Raw genomic sequence first — 19,286 nt, 5'->3', positions numbered from 1 at the left:
CAATGTTTCACACCAAGCCATGTCAGAAGAACCAGGGTACCTCGATATGTATTGACCAGGTTCGGAGGACTTCATAGAATGAATAGAGAAGGACTGCCTATTAGAAGCCTCATAGAAAGAGGATGGAACATGGAAAACAGTGAAAAGAGCTTTGTGATCAGTATGGAGCGCTTTAAGCCCCACACCTTTCAGGCCGAGCAGGGAGAGGGCCTCTTCCAGTCACATGCCCATGAATACGATGAGCTGACGCTGGTATTGGATGGGGAAGGGTACTACAGCTCTTCTGAACAGAATATCAAGGTAGCTGCCGGCGATCTTATCCTGATACCTGCCCGGCTTCATCACGGCTTCGTTTGTACGAGGCCTTGGCAGGGGATATCCGTTCATTTCTTCCACGATAGGCTTCCGGTCCATTGCCAATACCTCTTTCATGAAATAGAGTCCAAACCACATCGGATCCGGAGCGCCCATCTTCACGAAGATGATATGCGGTGGGCGGAAATCAGTTTTTTTCAGCTGGAGAAAGAATGGAATTCCAAGAGGCAAGACATCGATGCCTACAACATGATGCGGATTGCCTTTGAGACAACCTTGCTGATATTCCAGCGTAACAGGGAAACGTCGATGCCGACGGCAGGTACCGATCAAGTCGTATTGGAAGCGATATTAAAAGAAATTCATAGCAGCTATCATACACAAATTACGGTTAACGAGCTCGCAGCTCGCCATTTTATTTCCGAAAGCAATCTCCGCAGGAAGTTCTCGGAATCCTTCGGCGTCTCGCCAAAGCAGTATATCATCAACCTTCGTTTGATGGAGGCTAAACGGCTGTTGCGACAAACCGATAAGGCGATCGAATCGATCTCCGCCGAGGTGGGCTTTACCTCTTCCAGTCGGTTTTATGAGTTCTTTACGAAATCGAATGGAGCCACACCGCTTGAATGGCGTAAGCAGAATCCATGAATCGAATCGTTTATGAGGACCGTCCGTCAGGGCGGCCCTCTTCTTTTTCGACCGTCGAAAACGATTCGGTATTGCTTTATTTTGCATATATACTAAAGCGTTTTCATAATTGTTTGCCCAGAATTCGTCCCTGATAATTGAAAGATGGAAGTAAGAAATAAACCGAAGGGGGGACTTCGCTGAAGGCTTTACCTTGACTGGAATGAAGGGATAAAAGGAGAGAGAGCATGCCAAATCGCACAACGACGTTTAGCAATCCAATCGTAGCAAACGCAGCCGATCCTTGGGTGCTGAAGCACACGGATGGCTATTATTACTTTATGTCCACGCAGCCGGGTCGCCTGGAACTTACCCGATCCTCCACCTTGACCGGACTTGCAGAGGGCCGAAGGAAGACCATATGGTCTCCGGAACCGGGAGGCCCCTACAGCTATAACTTGTGGGCACCGGAAATACACGATCTGAATGACAAATGGTACATCTACTATACGGCTAACGATGGCGGAGGAGACGAATCGCGGGGGCTATGCGTGCTGGAGAACGAACATAGCGATCCGCTCGAGGGCGAATGGGTTTGGAAAGGGGCGATGAAGACTCCCGTTCCGGGCTTGGACGGCACCGTGATGACGGTACGGAATCGGCTTTATTTTCTATATGCCGGATACGGACATTTTCCCGAATACGGATCTGCTATTTATATTGCGCAAATGGCTAATCCTTGGACATTGACCGGGGAACACCGCTTGCTAACGGCTCCAACGCTTACGTGGGAAAAACAAGGCGGAATGGCCATTAATGAAGGTCCCGTCACGCTGCATAGGAACGGCCGCATTTTTCTGGTTTATTCCGCCAGCACGACCTGGTCCGAGGATTATGCCCTGGGAATGTTGACGATGGATGAAGATGCCGATCCGATGGATCCGGCTTCATGGCAAAAGTCGTTGGAGCCTGTATTTCGCAAAAGTATAGAGAACGGAGTCTATGCGACCGGCCACAACAGCTTTACGAGGTCTCCGGATGATCAAGAGGACTGGATCGTCTTCCATGCGCTTCCTTCAGCCGACGCCGATGCGAGCATCCGCTCGACGCGCATACAGAAATTCGGCTGGAAACTTGATGGTACGCCTGATTTCGGGGTTCCTTGGAGCGATGCGCATCATCTGCCCGTGCCATCGGGGGAGTAATCAATGAACGCCTTTAAACAGGTTTGCATATGAAATGATCCATTATCTATTATCTATTATGGAGGGATCGAGATGAATACTAGGCTGAAACGTTTTGGGCTGCTTGCAGTCATCGTTATGCTGTTCATGTCAACCTTAGCCGTGCCAACGGCGCAGGCGGCTGCTATCGGAACGGTTGTTTATAGTAATCCGGCTGAACCGGAGCCTTATTATGTAAGGGCGGTCAAGCTTGATAATGGAGATATTCTGACCACCTTCACCCCTCGGTTTCCCGGCAACGCAGGATGGAGCGGCATGCAGCCCTTTCCCTTTTACAAGAGCACGGACAACGGGGCAACCTGGTCCTTATTCAGTGAAATTGATCCGAATGATTACGGACTGAACCGGAATCAGCAAGGCATGACAACGCTGTATGTACTGCCTCAGCAGGTTGGGGATTATCCGGCAGGAACCTTATTGTTTGCATCCACGGATTGGGACAACTCGGCACCGTATACGATTCATATCTGGAGAAGCACGGACAACGGCGCCACTTGGCAGTTTCACAGCAACCTGGCTGCAAGGGGAACCGAGGGGACAAAGCGTACATGGGAGCCGGAGTTTGCGATCACGGCCGATGGCCGGTTGATCTGCTATTACTCGGATGAGCGGAAACCGGGGTATAACCAGGCAATCGCGCAGGAGATTTCCAGTGACGGTGGACTGACCTGGGGAAATTACAGCATCATTGTGGGTAATCAGGCAGATTGGAATTGGCGTCCGGGGATGCCGCGGGTAATACAAGCGAAGAACGGAAGCTATTTCATGTTTTTCGAGATGCTGGGGGCAGCCCCTAACTTTGCGGTCCGGTTCAAAACCTCACCTGATGGTATCAATTGGGGAAGTCCGACGGATCTTGGCGAGGTTGTAGGAACAGGAATATATCGCGCATCCCAGACACCGGAGGTTGCTTACATCGATGATGGAACCGCGAATGGCCGCTTTTACGTTCGGGGCATGACGGATGTGGTTTCTTCCGCTAACAAAATGTTTACGAGCGCCGATTACGGAGCGACTTGGACGCAAATGGACGCGCCGCTGACCGTAAAAGGGTCAAATCAGAGCACGCCGGCAGCCTGGAGCGGAACGCTGCTGCCGCTGGGCCCGTCATTGCTCCTGGAGGTCAACACCGTAAAAGTGGGGAGCCGAAATGAAATCCGTGCCAATGTAGCCCAGGTGGATAAGGAATTCTCCATTGTATCCGGGGGGACCTATAAGCTGGTCAATCAGAATAACCAGCTTCTGCTGGATAATGCCGGCGGCGGTTCGCCGGCCGGGACAAACGTCATCCAGTGGAACGATCTCGGGGCAGATACCCAGTGGTGGCGGTTGGATTACAGAAACGGCGGCTTCTTCCGGGCAATGAATGTAAACAACAGCCTGATCCTGGATAATCCCAACGGAGCCACGACACCGGGTACAAACGTGATCATGTGGACGAATAATGAATTGGATACTCAGAGGTGGAAATTTACGCACAAGGGCAACGGATACTACACCAGCATGAACGAGCGCAGCGGATTGATGCTGGACAATGCGGGTGCCGGTTCTCCGGCCGGTACCAAGGTCATTCAATGGACGGCCAATGGTTTGGATACGCAGAATTGGAAAGCGGTGCGAGTGGATGCGGAAATTCCGGTCAACCAGCTGGAAAGCTATAACATCGCAAACAGTTTTGTTCGTTATCATGATGGCCGAGGGAAGATTGACGGGGGGCAGTACAGCGCTGAATCGCAGTGGAGAATGGTTCCGGGATTGGCCGATCCATCCGCCGTCTCCATCGAATCGGTGTCCTTTCCAGGTCAATATCTCAGACATCGTGACGGCAAGATTTGGCTGGAGTCCAATAATGATACCGCTCTGTTTAAACAGGATGCGACATGGAAGTTGCGTACCGGATTTTCAAGTCCATGGGCGGCCTCCTTCGAGTCTTATAACATATCCGGAACATTTATCAGGCACCGGGACGGCGTGTTGGAGATCTCGCCGATCACGACTACATTGGATCAGAAGGATGCGACATTTTACGTGAAGTGAATCATTTGAGGGAATAAGCCTTCTGCAACATAATTAACAAGAGAAGACAGCTGATCAGGCGATCGGCTGCCTTCTTTTCTTGCAAAATATAACATTCCACTATCAGTTCTTTTATTGCGAATACGAAATACTTTTAAATGTAAGGAGGGAGCATAAACTTCATGAATACCATGTCCAGCATTCTAGATAACAAAATAATAGCGATTATCCGCGGCGCCAATTCAAAAGACGTTTTGAACATGGCAAAGGCGCTGCACGAAGGCGGGGTGAACATTCTAGAAATCACCATGAATTCACCAAACGCATTGTCTGCCATTGAAGAGATAACCGTTGAACTTGGAGATCGAGTGGTGGTGGGGGCGGGTACCGTTCTGGACTCTGAAACTGCGCGAGCCGCTATCTTAGCAGGCGCCAAATTCATTCTGTCTCCTACGGTTGACATAGAAACGATACAAATGGCAAAACGATACGGAGCAGTAAGCATCCCGGGTGCCTTTACTCCGACTGAAATTCTATCAGCCTATGAAAATGGCGGCGATATTATCAAAGTGTTTCCTGCGACGTTGGGACCAGGCTTCATTAAAGATATACGCGGACCGCTTCCGCAAATTCCGTTGCTGCCAACTGGCGGCATAGGTTTAAACAATATTCAGGAATTTATGAAAGCGGGCGCTATTGGTTGTGGTATTGGAAGCGCACTCGTGAATACGCAGCTGGAGATAACAGATGAGTATTTCGTGCAATTAACAGAAAAAGCGAGACAATTTGCTTCAGCTGTACAATCTAACGAGGATTAAGGAGTGGATTCATAATGAAAATTACGGGTTACGAATTATTCCTGGTACCGCCCCGCTGGTTGTTTTTAAAGATGGAGACGGATGAAGGCATTATCGGCTGGGGCGAACCTGTCATTGAAGGAAAGGCGAGAACGGTAGGAACCGCAGTAGAAGAGTTAATGGAGAATTTAATAGGGAAAGACCCATTAAGAATAGAGGACCATTGGAATCTCATGTATCGATCAGGCTTTTATCGGGGCGGCCCCATCTTAATGAGTGCGATTTCGGGCATTGATCAAGCCTTATGGGACATCAAAGGGAAATATTATAACGCGCCCGTTCATCAATTGCTTGGGGGAAAAGCAAGGGAGTCCATCAAGGTCTATTCATGGATTGGGGGAGATCGTCCTTCAGATGTCGGGAAATCGGCGAAAGAAGTGGTCTCCCGAGGATTTACAGCCGTAAAAATGAACGGTACGGAAGAACTTCAATATGTCGATTCCTATGAGAAAATAGACCAGGTCATTGAACGCATTGCAGCTGTCAGGGACGCGGTGGGTCCGTATGTTGGAATCGGCATTGATTTTCACGGTCGCGTGCATAAGCCAATGGCCAAAATCTTAGCCAAAGAGCTGGAGCCTTTTCGCCCGATGTTTATTGAAGAACCGGTTTTGCCCGAAAATAATGAAGCGCTGCGCGACATCGCTAATCATGTAGCCATCCCTATTGCAACCGGTGAACGAATGTTTTCCAAATGGGAGTTTAAACGTATATTGATGGATGGATATGTTGATATTATTCAGCCGGATCTATCCCATGCAGGCGGTATTACGGAATGCAAAAAAATCATCTCCATGGCTGAAGCGTTTGATGTGGCGGCAGCTCCGCATTGTCCATTAGGACCGATTGCGTTGGCTTCTTGCCTTCAAGTCGATGCGACTTGCCACAATGCATTTATTCAAGAACAGAGCCTTGGCATTCATTATAATCAGGGGAGCGATTTACTCGATTACATTGTGGATAATCTTGTGTTCGAGTATGAGAACGGTTACGTGAAAATACCGGAGGGTCCTGGCTTGGGAATTGAAATCAACGAAGACCATGTGCGAAAAATGGCCGATATCGGACACAATTGGAGAAACCCCGTTTGGCGGCATACGGATGGAAGCATCGCGGAGTGGTGATAACCCAAACGGTTGTCAATCCAAATCATCGGTATTTGTATGTGTTTTGCATATAGCTTCCTAAGAGCGCCGGCAGCCCCTTCTATATCAAGTAGAAGGGGCTGTTTTTTGGGGATGTATCCTTTATGAGGGCGTTTTTATAAGTTATCCATGTCTATCGGGCAATCCTCAAGAAAAGATCCCGGAACACCTCGTCACGCCGAATGAAATGAACGGAGCGAATCATGTGCCGGAACGGATCATGCATCCATCGGAAATCCTCGGATATGCGCGGACTGTGAACCAGAGCGCTCGGACACCATTCCGGGTTGTTGAGCCAGGCAATAACGCCAATGTCCCAGATGACCCGGGAATAAGCAAAATGATCGTCGGAACAACTTAAATATGTTTCGAATAAATAATCCCCGATCTCGCCTTGGCCTTTGACGAAGTCCCGCAGTTCGGATAACGAGGTTTGCAAATGAGATGCCACGCCGAGGCAAGGAACGAGAATGAGCGGGACGCCGCAGTCCAAGACCAGCCTGGATGCGTGCAAATCCTGAAAAAGGTTAAACTCCTTCGTATCGCTCCAATGCAGGGCATGCCCGCCTAACCATACCAGCACGATCCGTTCGAGGATCCGGGGTTCCATGAGCAGGGCGGATGCAACATTCGTGATGGCACCGATCGCAACGACATACAAAGGATCGGCAGGATCGCTTGCCATGGCCCGCTCAACGAGATTACGCGCGGCTTCGCTTTCGACCGGCTGGTCGGAAGCAGGAAGGTAACCCGTGGAGCCGCGATAGACAGGGATGTCTTCACGTCCCAGAATGCGGCGGATGTTCCATATTTCCTGGTAGCTTTTTTCCATTCCGTCCGCAGGACCTGAAGATAGCTCATTGAAGAAAGGCGCTGCATATAATGCCTCTACGGTCATGTTGTCCGCGGATTTCAGCGCGTAAGCGATCGCAAACTGATCGTCGATTTCATTGAATGCGTCGGTATCCAGCACCAGGCGGATTTTACGTCCCGGATGCTCCAGACGCTGCACCAATTGGCTTGCCGGGATCGTTGGAAAAGTAGTCATCGCCATATCCTCCAATCATGTTTAGGCTAGGCCGCCAGGAGCCGCTCCAGCTGATTCATCTGGCATTAGGAAACGAACTTTATACGCTGACCGTGGGTTCGACCACCGTTATGGCATTACGGATGGAATCGAGATTAACGGTTGCGCCAATCGGCAGGGCTGCTTTATACACACCATGGCCCGTGGCAAGGTTCGTGATCAACGGCTTGCCGAGAGGCACGATGAACTCGTTGATGACATCCTCATAGGCTTTGCCGTAAGCCGTCTGACAGCCTGTACATTCCCCCATGATGATGCCGATGCAGTCACGAAATTTTCCGGCGAGCTTCAAATCGTTGAAGTATCTGTAGACGGTATTGGTAGGTTCATGCGTTTCTTCAAGAACGATGATTTTCCCCCGTGTATCGATTTCGAAGGGAGTCCCCAGCGTATCAACGAATGACGTTAAATTACCGCCTACAAGCGGCCCCGTAACGTTTCCCGGAACCCGGCCGATCAGGGGCATACCAGGCGGGTTCAGGATGGGGCGCGTTAATGAATACAGGGACGTTGCCGCAAAAAACTGATCGAAATTATAGGCTGGCGTTTCGGGTTTGAAGTCAATAAGCAATAGACTATGGAATGTAATTAAATCGACCAGTTGATGCAGGGCGTTTAATAGAACCGTGATATCGCTGTAGCCAGTCAAGATTTTCGGGTGATTTCGGATAACCTGATAATCCAGGTACGGGAGGATTCCGGCTACGCCTGTGCCGCCTCTGGTAGGCAGTATCATTTTAACCTGCTCGTTTTGGAACATCATCATTAAATCGGATGCCCGCTGTTCGTCCGTGCCGGCCAGAAACCCGTTTTGCGCATATACATATTGACCCAATACGATATTGAACCCCATTGCTCTCAAATATTCGATCCGTGCATCAATGATGCTGGCCGCGAGCGGGCTGCCCAAGGTAACGATTCCAACGGTATCGCCTCTCTGTAGTATTGGCGGACGTATCGGCATATTCCTGCCTCCTACCTTAAAATAGAAGAAGCTTCGTATTCCGTGTTTCTTTCTAGATTATATTGGATACGCCATCTGCACAGTACTGAAATGAAGCGGGAATATTGAATCGTTAGTTGGACGGCTACGCAAGGGCTTGCTGGCGTGTCTTAACGATGGGAAGCAGCCTGCTTCCTGTATGCTCCCGGGGTCATGCCCGTCAATTTTTTGAAATTGCGATGAAAGTGCGTCAGCGTGGCATACCCGCAGATTTCAGCGATTTGCCCGACAGACTCCTCATGGTTTCGCAGGAGTTCTTTGGCACGGGCGATCCGTTTTGCCTGGATGTAACCCGTCACATGCAAACCGGTGTACTTCTTGAACATGCGGGAAAAATGGGCGGGGTCCACCGCAGCTTTGGCCGACAGAGCAGCTAGTCCGATAGGCTGATCCAGATGTTCGTGAATCCATTGGATGGAATCCATCAGCCAGGCCGGGCCGATCTGGGAGTGGGCCGTCTGTTCTGCGGACAGGGTGCTGATATAGCGATTGATATGCAGCAGCAAGGAGCGCAGCTGAAGCACGAGCGCCTCGCGGAATCCTAGCTGGGCAAGCCGGATTTCTTCCGAGATTCCTTTCAGCATGTCCTCGATATAGGCTTGGTTCGACTCGGGTAATTGATGACGATAGGAACCTGTTCTATGGGCATATTCAAAACAGCTGAGGACGGAGTATTGCAAATCGCTTCCGTTCGCGCCGAGTACAAGCGAAGGCGCAAAGAATAAAGCACTCGAAACAATGGGCTGGTCCGGGTCAGGGAAAGAGCTGTGAATCGTGTTACCGGGTATGATGAAAAGGTCGCCTTCTTTTTTCTCCATCAGCTTGTTTTCAATAAAAAACGTGCCTTTTCCCTGGTACACGTATACCAATTCGTAAAGATCATGCAAGTGATGAGGCAGCTCCAGTTGAGGGCTTTTTTTAGTCCGATAAACCAATTCCATCGGAAACAGGGGATCTCCTTGAAATGGCTTGCGCAGGGGAGTCATGAACACCACTCCTTATCCTCTATTAAGGACAACAATATCAAAATAGGTTATAAAAATGCAATCCTTGGCTATTTTTGTACACTGATTATGAACGTACAATAAAGATAGCGAACACTACACCTAAAAGGCAGGGATGTATATGAGATTGGATGCCCACCAGCATTATTGGCTGATTGAGCGAGGAGATTATGAATGGATCACGCCGGAGGTTCCGGAGCTTTATCGAAACTTCCTGCCCTCCGATCTTAAGCCGCATTTGGATTCGCATCAATTGGACGGCAGCATAACGGTTCAGGCAGCACCGACCTTGGAAGAGACGGATTATCTGTTATCATTGGCGGATCGCGATGCTACCATTGTCGGAGTAGTAGGATGGATCGACCTGTTCGATCCGGAGCACCGCCGGCATTATGAGCGATTTCGGAAACATCCGAAATTTATCGGCTTTCGCATCATGATTCAGGATATGCCGGAAGCCAATGTGATCCTGGAGCCGACTTTTATCCAAGCATTGAACGAATATGTCAAGGAAGACGTTCCGATCGATCTTCTTGTCCGGAGTCATCAGCTGGAGACGCTGTTGAAGCTGATTGAGATGGTCCCCGGCATCCGCGGCGTCATCGATCATCTGGGCAAGCCGCCGATCCGAAGCGGACAGATGGAACCTTGGGAGAGCTTGATGAAGCAAATCGCCCGTTTTCCGCGCATCTACTGCAAGCTATCCGGTATGGTGACCGAGGCGGAGCATCGCCGGTGGAGCCAGGAAGACTTTAATGAGTATGTACATAAAGTGGTCGCGATGTTCGGTCCCGATCGGGTCATATTCGGCAGCGATTGGCCCGTGTGCCTGCTATCGGCAGAATATGACCAAGTGGTTGACGTATTGGCGGAAGCGCTGCCGAAGCATTGGGGAGAACGGGAACATGCGCGTTTGTTCGGTCTGAACGCCAAGGCGTTCTATAAGTTGGATAAGGATGGTGTTCATCATGAAATACCGTAAGTTAGGCCGAACCGGTCTGGATGTTTCGGTATTAGGCTTCGGAGCGTCTTCCCTAGGCTCCGTCTTTCGGGAAACCGACGATAGCGAGGGAATCCGTACCGTGCACGCAGCCATGGATGCGGGCATCAATTTGATCGATGTATCCCCTTATTACGGATTGACGAAGGCGGAAACCGTGCTGGGCGAAGCGATCCGACAATTACCCCGGGACCAATTCATCCTGTCTACGAAAGCAGGCCGTTATGGCGAGAATGATTTTGATTTCACGTCCAAGCGGATTATCGCCAGTATCGATGAGAGCTTGAAGCGACTCCAAACCGATTATGTGGACATTCTCTTTTTGCATGATATTGAGTTCGTTCCCGCATCCGTTGTAATGGAGGAAGCCCTTCCTGCACTCCAGCTCTTAAAGGAAAAGGGGAAAATCCGTTTTGGAGGGATTTGCGGTCTGCCTCTGCAGCTGTTCGAAAAATTGCTGCCCCAAATCGAAGTGGACGCCATCATTTCTTACTGCCATTATTCTTTGAACGATCAGACGCTTACCGGTTTGCTGCCGCTGCTTGACGAGGAGGGAATTGGGCTTATTAACGCCTCTCCCTTATCCATGGGCCTTCTCGGTTCCCGAGGAGCGCCGTCTTGGCATCCGGCTTCAACGGAAATCAGGGAAGCCTGCAGACGTGCGGCCGAGTATTGCGCTAAAGCCGGAACGGATATCGCGAAGTTAGCCGTGCAATTCTCGACTTCGAATGAACAGATCCCGACGACGCTGGTCAGTACGGCCAATCCCGACAATATACAACGTAATGCCGCTTGGAGCGAAGAGCCGCTGGATCAGACCCTTTTAGCGGAAGTATTGAAGATTTTGGAGCCCGTACAAGGACGGACTTGGACAAGTGGACGCCCGGAATACAATGAAGGCATCCGATGAAGAAGAGGAGGCAGCTGGGATGAAGGGTATCGTATGTCAAGAGATCGGGAAATTTCAATACCGGGAGGATTTGCCCGAGCCTCCATTGCTCGAAGGAGAAGCCATCGTCAACATCAAGCGGATCGGGATTTGCGGTACGGATCTGCATGCCTTTCGCGGGAATCAGCCCTTTTTTACGTACCCGCGTATTCTCGGCCATGAGCTATCCGGCATCATTGAAAAAGTCGGAGCTAACGAAGAGGGATTGAAGCCCGGAGACACCGTCTGCGTCATTCCTTACATTCACTGCGGGGAATGCATGCCTTGCCTTAGAGGCAAAACAAACTGTTGCAGATCGTTGAAGGTGATGGGGGTGCATATCGACGGCGGCATGCGCGAGCGCATCTCCGTTCCGACTCGCCATTTGATGCGGGCGGAAGGGCTGACCTTGGATCAGGCTGCCTTGGTAGAACCGCTTGCCATTGGCGCGCATGGCGTTAAACGAGCGAATGTGACCCCGAAGGATACGGTTTTAGTCATCGGAGCCGGTCCGATAGGACTCGGGATCATGGTTTTTGCCAAAGCGCTGGGGGCAACCGTTATCGCCATGGATATGAACGCCGATCGGTTGGCCTTCTGCAAAACCAGGGCGAAGGTGGATCATGCCATCCAGGTTGGAGATGAACTGTCTGATCTTTCGGCGCTAACGGATGGAGAATTTCCTTCCATCGTTTTGGACGCAACGGGAAACCAACCCTCCATGATCAACGCTTTTAACATGGTTGCACACGGGGGGACCTTGGTGTATGTAGGCCTGATTCAGGGGGACATTTCATTTCAGGATCCCGAATTCCATAAGCGGGAATTGACGCTGATGGGCAGCCGTAACGCGACCAGGGATGATTTCCATGATGTGATGCAGCGGATCTCGGAAGGCGGCATTGATGTAGATACGTACATCACCCATCGATGCCGGTTTGACGATTTGATCCAAGAATTTCAGGGCTGGCTCCGTCCTTCCGCCAAGGTCATTAAGGCGATGGTGGAACTTTGAACCATCCTCTTGAATTGGTTGAACATGGTTTCAGATGAAAGAGGATAATGGAAGGTCAAACGGCCGATGGAAATGGACAGCATATTTCTTAATTTTATTTTGCAGTGTATGATAACAGTATGTCTTAATTTCTTCCACGCGGATTCCATTGTCGGATGAGGTTAAGTCATATTCGGGAATTCGTAAACGGTTACATTAGGAACCAAGGCTGGGATAGAAGGGGTGTGCCCTGGTAATTCAGGGCTTTTTTTAAATTGTATTCATACCGTGTATGACTGCGGAAGGTTGCAAGCTGCAAGGGGGGAGCCGACATGAAACCCGTATTCAAGATCATGATCGTAGACGACGAAATGCTTGTCAGGCAGGGGATTAAGCACCTTCTGGATTGGGAACAGGAGGGGTACCGAATCGTAGGCGAGGCTTCTAACGGTCAGGAAGCACTGAATTTGATGAATGAGGTGAGCCCTCATGTCATTCTTACCGACATCGTAATGCCCGTCATGGGAGGGGAGAAACTGGTCAAGGTCGTTAAGGAGAAGTATCCCCACATTGAAATCATCGTTCTTAGCAGTTTCAGCGAATTCGATTATGTTCGGTCTACTTTTCAGAGCGGCGTAGCGGACTATATCCTGAAGCCGAAGCTGGAAGCCGATTATCTGTTGTCCATCCTTAATAAGGTTACGGCCAAAATGGTCGCCATGAAGCCGGACGCCGATCCACGTGCGGATCAAGGGGAAGCGCAGATCCTGCAAGCCATCGAGAAACTCATGACGGGTTATGAGTCTTCGCTGGATCCCTTGCTGCTGCATTCGAGGTTTCCTTTCGGACAGTATTTGTTTTTCGGTGCGGATATGAAGCATATGAAAGAGTCCGGGGACAGATGGGGTTTCGGGAACGAATTGGAAAGCGAACTCCAAAAGATAGCGATGGCCGACTTGGTGTTTATGCGGTTGAAGTTTGTCAACGATACGGCTCTTTTTTTGCTGAACGTGAATCCCGAACGGAGGAACGAACTTGTCATTGAACTCCGGCAACTGATCCCCAAACTGGCTCATGATACGAGTGAGACGCATTTTGTCATCAGCCAGTGCTTCGCCGACTTTAAAAGTCTCGGCGAGGTTTACCATGACAATTATCTGAAACTCATGCGATACGGCTTCTTCCTTAAGGATCGGACGCTGATTGAATACGAACATTTGCCGGGCCTTCCGGATTCGCATCTCGAATACGACATGGGTGAGCTCATGGAACAGTTGAAACGCAAGCAGTACCGGAAGGCCTTCACCGGCTTTTTGGAATACGCCTGCCTGCGCTCGATGGATTATCGTACCGATATTTTCGAATTCAAATCGTCGTTGGGGAATTTCATATTTAACGTGGCGACCACGCTTGGAAAAATGAAGGTCGAGACCGGAAGCCTGGAGAATGCCAAATACGACTATTTCCGAAAAATAGACGAAGCCAGGTATGCCGGCGAAGCTATCGCCGTTGTCGAAGCGTTCATCCGCGAAGCGGAACGTGCGATAGGCGAGACGAATACATCCGTTAATCCCAATATGGACCGGCTGCTTGAATATATTCAGGACCATTATGCCGACCCCATCACACTAACCGGAGTGGCCAGGCAGTTTCACTTTAATGCTTCTTATCTGTCGAGTTATTTTGCTTCGTATAATGGGGAGGGATTCAGTGAATACCTCAATAAAATCCGTTTGGAAAAAGCCATGGAGCTGCTTCTGACAACGGAACTTACGATTTCCGAAATCAGCGCCAGCGTAGGGTACTCCGATCAGAGTTACTTCACTAAGGTGTTCAAGAAGCAGACAGGCATCTCTCCGAGTCAGTTTCGGAGGCAAGACGCGCGGGAGATACGGGAATCATGATCGGAAATGTCATAACCAAGCTGCGAAAACAAGGCTTATTCCTTAAGCTGTTTCTTGTGACCCTCATCAGCATCGTTACCGTTTCCCTCCTGACGCTGTCCATTACCATCAGCATGTCGGAGAAGTTGTTTCTGCAGACCTTCAGCATCACGAACGGCAAGCTGTTGAACCAGATGAAGTCAAACCTGGAGTCCTATAATAACGCTATAGCAACCGGTGCCACCATGATCGCCCAGAATGCGGCGATCCGAAGCTATTTATCGGGCGGAGAAACGGAGGCCGTGGCTCTTGCGATGAAAACGTATCGGATGACAGAGGGCATGAAGTCGATTCAGTCCAACTTTAGCGCCTATGACGTCGGCATCATGATCGTTGGAGCGAATGGCAGAAGTTATTCTACTGATCCTTGGTATTGGTCGGTCTCGGCCGAGGAACTGAAGGATCACCCGATTACCAAGACAACGATGGCCCATCCTGCACAAATCCTGTACCAGCTCTATCGTGGCGATGATCCTAAAGCTAACGCACAGGAGCCCATGCTCGTCGCCTCCAAAGCTCTCTTTGACCAGTCTACCGGCAGAATTTACGGCACCTTGTACGTGGTCATCCGCGACCGGAATTTCAAGCCCTTCTATGCGAATTTTACAAGCGAAGGCAATGACGTCGTGCTGTTGAACAAGGAAGGGGTCATTGTTTCCAGCAACAGGACCGAATTGATCGGGATGTCGGATGAGGGACTGCTTCAGGAAGTCGTAACGGATCAGGACGAGGGAGAAGACGATCAGTCTGCCTATGTAATGGGGAACGAACGAATTGTGTTCTCGGAATATTTGCCCGAATTCGAATTTTATTTGGTGAATATGATCGACAAGAAAGCCGTGACCGGACAGATGGTGAATGCAAAAGCTGTCACGTTGACGATCATGGCTATCGTTGCGATATCGCTTGTCATTGTTTTTCTGATCACCCGGCGAATGACGCAGTCGCTCCGCGTACTCGTCGAACAGATGTCGAGCATTCCGACTAGCGGGTTCGATCATCATGTCGATGTTGCAAACAGCAGTTATGAAGTGAAGGAACTGGGGAACGCCTTCAACTTTATGCTGGATGCGCTGCATGATTATGTAGACCGATTGATGGAAACCCAGAAGCAGCAGCGAAATGCGGAGCTGGCCGCGCTTCAAATGCAGATCAATCCGCATTTTTTGTATAACACGCTGGCTTCGGTCAAATTTCTGGTGCAGCAGGGCAACAAGGAAAAAGCGGCGGGTACGATTAACGCGCTCATATCGCTCCTGCAAAATACGGTCAGCGATATTCACTCCACCATTCCTGTGCGGCAGGAACTCGAGACGCTCAAGCATTATGTGTATATTAATCATGTGCGTTACGGAGAGAAAATCCGCGTCCATTACTTCGTGGAGCCGGATAGCCTGGATTATCATATGCCCAAGCTCATTCTTCAGCCATTTATTGAGAATGCATTCTTCCACGCATTCAACATCAAAGGAGAGGGGAGGATTTTGATCATGATTGCCGTTCAGGAAGACCAGCTTGTGTGTGAAGTCGTAGATGACGGGGACGGTATGAATCTTGAGCAGAACCCGCCCATAGAAGACTCGTTGCCTGCACCGATGAGCAAACGCCAATTGTTCTCCGGCATTGGGATACGCAATGTGGATGATCGAATTAAATTGATGTACGGCGAGAAATACGGGGTCCACATTACAAGCAAACGCGGTGAAGGAACAAAAATCATCCTTACGCTTCCATTGACCAAAGCTAAAGATATTACAAGAATCTAAAGATAGTACCAGAGCCAGTATGAAAGCGAAAACAGGATCCAATAATAGCACCAAAGCTGACAAAGATAGTGCCAATGAAAACGAATACAAAGTGATAAGATGGATGCGTAACAGAGAAAACGCTTCCATCTTTTATTGTTTTTTAGATTAAAAAGGGGGTTTACGCATTGAAAAAATTAATCAGCTTACTACTGGCTGGCGTTGTACTCTTGTCGGCATGTTCTTCGGGCGGTACGGAAGGCGGATCGGACAGCACCGGCAATTCCGGCAATGAAGGCAGTGCCGGGGCAAAAGAGATTACGGTTTGGGCTTGGGACCCGGCATTTAACATTGCGGCCATGAATGTTGCCAAGGAAGCCTACGCTCAAGTGAATCCGGATGTCACGATTAATGTGGTAGAGAATGCACAGGCCGATATCGTCCAAAAGCTGAACACAGGGCTCAATTCCGGTTCCACGAAAGGGTTGCCTAACATCGTGCTCATTGAGGATTACCGTGCACAGAGCTTCTTGCAAGCGTATCCGGATTCTTTCTACGAATTGACGGACATCGTGAAAGTGGACGATTTTGCGGATTACAAGATTGGCCCGACCAGCGTCGACGGCAAGCAGTACGGCGTTCCGTTTGACTCCGGCGTGACGGGAATGTACGTACGTACGGATTATCTCGAGCAGGCAGGCTACAGTCTGGACGACCTGCAGGACATCGACTGGAAGCAGTACATCGAGATTGGCAAAGCCGTCAAAGAGAAAACCGGCAAAAGCATGATTACGTTGGATCCTAATGATCTGGGACTTATTCGCATGATGATCCAATCCGCGGGGGCGTGGTATACGGCGGAAGACGGCAATACGCCGACGATTGCAGACAATGCTCCATTGAAGGAAGCCTTTGAATTGTACAAAGAAATGATGGATTCCGGCATCGTGAAGGTGAACTCGGACTGGAGCCAATTCGTCGGAGCATTCAACAGCGGTGAAGTGGCTACCGTGCCGACCGGAAACTGGATCACCCCTTCGATCAAAGCCGAAGCTTCCCAATCCGGTAAATGGGCGGTAGCCCCGCTGCCTAAGCTTGCGGCAACAGAAGGCTCTGTCCATGCATCCAACCTGGGCGGCAGCTCCTGGTATGTGATGAACGTTGAAGGCAAAGAAGCAGCTGCGGAGTTCCTCGCGAAGACATTTGCTTCCGATGCTGAGCTGTATCAGACATTGAATACAAAAGTCGGGGTCATCGGCACCCTGAAAGCGGCCGCAAGCGGAGAAGCTTACGCGGCAGCGGATGAGTATTTCCAAGGGCAGAAAGTCGTTTCGGACTTTGCCGCTTGGACCGAACAAATTCCTAACGTGAACTACGGCATGAACACTTACGCCATCGAGGACATTATGGTCGTTGCCATGCAGGCGTATCTCGGCGGTAAAGACGTGGAAACCGTTCTGAAAGATGCGCAGGCACAAGCCGATACGCAAATCCGTTAAACACACTTAGGCAGTACGATCTATGCCCTTGCTCCTTCTTCTCCTGTAAAGTGGACATCTGCTGAAGGAAGGGGAGCAAGGGTTTTATTATCTCTATCCGTAAGAATTGTGACCAACAGAAGGGTGTGGAGTGGTGTGAATGCAGAAAAAGCCAGGCTAAGCCCGCAAATTCACAAAGGCCTTAACAGTCAAAGACGGATACGTTTGACAGGCTGGTTCTTCGTCCTTGTGCCGGTCGTCATGATTGGTATTTTTTATTTCTATCCGATGGTTCAAGCGTTAATCCTATCCTTCAAATCGGGCAGGGGCAGCAATCTTCAGTTTGTCGGAATAGACAACTATATTCGCCTGTTCAGCGATACCACCTTCCTTACGGCCGTCAAGAATACGTTTATTTACTTACTTGTTCAGGTCCCGGTTATGCTGGTGCTGGCGCTCTTTATCGCTGTGCTGCTCAATGACGATCGATTGAAGTTCAAAGGTTTTTTCAGAACGGCTATTTTCCTGCCGACGGTAACGTCGCTTGTAGCATACTCCGTCGTTTTTAAGTACATGTTCGGAGCTGACGGCATCGTCAATAAATTTCTGGTGAATCTTCATCTCATCCAGGAGCCGATTCAATGGATTACCGACCCGTTCTGGGCCAAAGTCACGATTATCATCGCGATCACCTGGCGTTTTACAGGCTATAATATGATTTTCTATTTATCGTCACTGCAAAATATCGATAAATCCGTATATGAAGCTGCACGCATCGATGGTGCGAATGCCTTCACGCAATTTTTCAAAATTACGATTCCGCTCTTGAAGCCGATCATCTTGTTTACGACGATCACATCGACTATTGGAACGCTCCAGTTGTTTGACGAGGTGGTCAACATCACCAAAGGCGGCCCCGGAAACGCAACCATGTCGATATCGCAATATATTTACAATCTTTCCTTCGAATACACGCCAGACTTTGGGTACGCATCTACGGTTTCTTATTCGATCGTACTGATGGTGGTCATATTGACGATGATCCAGAACAAAGTTGGAGGTGACAAGAGATCATGAGAACCAAACGCGTGTTTACTTACCTGTTTTTAATTATCGCTGCCCTGATCTCCATCTTTCCGTTTATCTGGATGGTTGTCAGTGCCACCAATCCGTCCGTGGAAGTAACGAAAGGGACGCTGCTGCCGGGTTCGCACCTGGTCAAGAATATCAACAATCTGTTCAGTTCCGTGGACATGTGGCAAGCTCTATGGAATTCCGCAAAAATCTCGGTGGTGACTACCGTGCTTTCACTGCTGGTTGCATCAGCCGCTGGTTACGGATTTGAGATGTACCGTAGCCGCGGCAAAGATATCGTATTTAATATCCTCCTGGCCTCGATGATGATTCCGTTCGCGGCGATCATGGTGCCTTTATTTCAGATGTTTGCTAAGGTATCGGGGGTTGTACCCTTTCTAGGCATTGATACGGCAGGGGCTGTCATTCTGCCGACATTCACGACGGCCTTCCTGATCTTCTTCTTCCGCCAAAGCACAAAAATGTTTCCGAAGGACATGATGGAAGCCGGTCGCATCGACGGACTCTCGGAGATCGGCTTGTTTTTCCGCATTTATATGCCGACGATGAAATCGACCTATGCCGCCGCCGCGATTATTACGTTCCTGAACAGCTGGAACAACTATTTGTGGCCGCTGATCGTGCTGCAATCGCCGGAGAATATGACCGTGCCCCTGCTGATATCGAACCTGGGATCAGGCTACGCTCCCGACTATGGTTTGATCATGTCTGCGATTGTCATTACGACGCTGCCGACGGCAATGGTGTTCTTCATGATGCAGAAGCAGTTTGTTGCCGGAATGACAGGTTCAGTTAAATAATAAGG

General features: G+C 49.7%; 16 protein-coding genes. 13 read left to right on the top strand and 3 right to left on the bottom strand.

Annotated features, from left to right (window positions below; translation table 11 throughout):
* Positions 1–129: 129 nt before the first annotated feature.
* The 5 genes from RB297_RS24110 (at position 130) to dgoD (ending at position 6,183) form a co-directional block, all read left to right on the top strand.
* On the top strand, positions 130–963 hold the full coding sequence (locus tag RB297_RS24110; RefSeq protein WP_375121659.1) for a helix-turn-helix domain-containing protein: 834 nt from the start codon (positions 130–132) through the stop codon (positions 961–963).
* A 227-nt stretch (positions 964–1,190) separates the two neighbouring features.
* Complete coding sequence (locus RB297_RS24105) at positions 1,191–2,147, top strand: glycoside hydrolase family 43 protein (RefSeq protein WP_375121658.1); 957 nt, start codon at positions 1,191–1,193, stop codon at positions 2,145–2,147.
* Between the two features lie 72 nt (positions 2,148–2,219).
* On the top strand, positions 2,220–4,223 hold the full coding sequence (locus RB297_RS24100; RefSeq protein WP_096776221.1) for an AbfB domain-containing protein: 2,004 nt from the start codon (positions 2,220–2,222) through the stop codon (positions 4,221–4,223).
* A gap of 161 nt (positions 4,224–4,384) precedes the next feature.
* On the top strand, positions 4,385–5,020 hold the full coding sequence (locus tag RB297_RS24095; RefSeq protein ID WP_375121657.1) for a bifunctional 4-hydroxy-2-oxoglutarate aldolase/2-dehydro-3-deoxy-phosphogluconate aldolase: 636 nt from the start codon (positions 4,385–4,387) through the stop codon (positions 5,018–5,020).
* Positions 5,021–5,034: 14 nt separating this feature from the next.
* A complete protein-coding gene (gene dgoD / locus RB297_RS24090) occupies positions 5,035–6,183 on the top strand; it encodes a galactonate dehydratase (RefSeq protein WP_009593299.1) in 1,149 nt (382 codons plus the stop codon).
* A 154-nt stretch (positions 6,184–6,337) separates the two neighbouring features.
* Here dgoD and RB297_RS24085 read toward each other — a convergent pair whose 3' ends face one another.
* The 3 genes from RB297_RS24085 to RB297_RS24075 all read right to left on the bottom strand — a co-directional run bounded on the left by RB297_RS24085 (position 6,338) and on the right by RB297_RS24075 (position 9,280).
* A complete protein-coding gene (locus tag RB297_RS24085; RefSeq protein ID WP_375121656.1) occupies positions 6,338–7,252 on the bottom strand; it encodes a nucleoside hydrolase in 915 nt (304 codons plus the stop codon).
* A gap of 79 nt (positions 7,253–7,331) precedes the next feature.
* Complete coding sequence (locus RB297_RS24080; RefSeq protein ID WP_192570899.1) at positions 7,332–8,255, bottom strand: S66 peptidase family protein; 924 nt, start codon at positions 8,253–8,255, stop codon at positions 7,332–7,334.
* A 149-nt stretch (positions 8,256–8,404) separates the two neighbouring features.
* Positions 8,405–9,280 (bottom strand): helix-turn-helix domain-containing protein, encoded by an 876-nt coding sequence (locus RB297_RS24075; RefSeq protein WP_375121655.1) that lies wholly within the window; start codon positions 9,278–9,280, stop codon positions 8,405–8,407.
* A gap of 139 nt (positions 9,281–9,419) precedes the next feature.
* On the opposite strand from RB297_RS24075, the gene RB297_RS24070 reads away from it, so the two are divergent.
* The 8 genes from RB297_RS24070 (at position 9,420) to RB297_RS24035 (ending at position 19,281) form a co-directional block, all read left to right on the top strand.
* Positions 9,420–10,280 carry an amidohydrolase family protein gene (locus tag RB297_RS24070; RefSeq protein ID WP_375121654.1) on the top strand — a complete coding sequence of 287 codons (861 nt, stop codon included), beginning with the start codon at positions 9,420–9,422 and terminating at the stop codon, positions 10,278–10,280.
* Positions 10,267–11,208 (top strand): aldo/keto reductase, encoded by a 942-nt coding sequence (locus tag RB297_RS24065; RefSeq protein ID WP_145037031.1) that lies wholly within the window; start codon positions 10,267–10,269, stop codon positions 11,206–11,208. The genes RB297_RS24070 and RB297_RS24065 overlap by 14 nt, the downstream gene beginning before the upstream one ends.
* Positions 11,209–11,227: 19 nt before the next feature.
* Positions 11,228–12,241 (top strand): zinc-binding alcohol dehydrogenase family protein, encoded by a 1,014-nt coding sequence (locus RB297_RS24060; RefSeq protein WP_375121653.1) that lies wholly within the window; start codon positions 11,228–11,230, stop codon positions 12,239–12,241.
* A gap of 311 nt (positions 12,242–12,552) precedes the next feature.
* Positions 12,553–14,124 carry a response regulator transcription factor gene (locus RB297_RS24055; protein ID WP_375121652.1) on the top strand — a complete coding sequence of 524 codons (1,572 nt, stop codon included), beginning with the start codon at positions 12,553–12,555 and terminating at the stop codon, positions 14,122–14,124.
* Positions 14,121–15,929: a cache domain-containing sensor histidine kinase gene (locus RB297_RS24050; RefSeq protein WP_375121651.1), complete on the top strand. Its 1,809-nt coding sequence runs from the start codon at positions 14,121–14,123 to the stop codon at positions 15,927–15,929. The genes RB297_RS24055 and RB297_RS24050 overlap by 4 nt, the downstream gene beginning before the upstream one ends.
* A 167-nt stretch (positions 15,930–16,096) precedes the next feature.
* On the top strand, positions 16,097–17,407 hold the full coding sequence (locus RB297_RS24045) for an ABC transporter substrate-binding protein (RefSeq protein ID WP_213579494.1): 1,311 nt from the start codon (positions 16,097–16,099) through the stop codon (positions 17,405–17,407).
* 240 nt (positions 17,408–17,647) lie between these two features.
* Positions 17,648–18,463, top strand: coding sequence for a carbohydrate ABC transporter permease (locus RB297_RS24040; RefSeq protein ID WP_375121762.1), 816 nt, complete (start codon positions 17,648–17,650; stop codon positions 18,461–18,463).
* Entirely contained in the window at positions 18,460–19,281 is an 822-nt protein-coding gene (locus RB297_RS24035) for a carbohydrate ABC transporter permease (RefSeq protein ID WP_375121650.1), read from the top strand. Before RB297_RS24040 ends, RB297_RS24035 begins: the two co-directional genes overlap by 4 nt.
* The last annotated feature ends 5 nt before the right edge of the window (positions 19,282–19,286 follow it).

Origin of the sequence: Paenibacillus sp. CR_12 (assembly GCF_041953985.1) — a bacterium.
Taxonomy (GTDB): Bacteria; Bacillota; Bacilli; order Paenibacillales; family Paenibacillaceae; genus Paenibacillus_AQ; species Paenibacillus_AQ lautus_A.
Note: the sequence above shows the minus strand (reverse complement) of the source record. Positions and strands in the feature narration are given on the sequence as shown.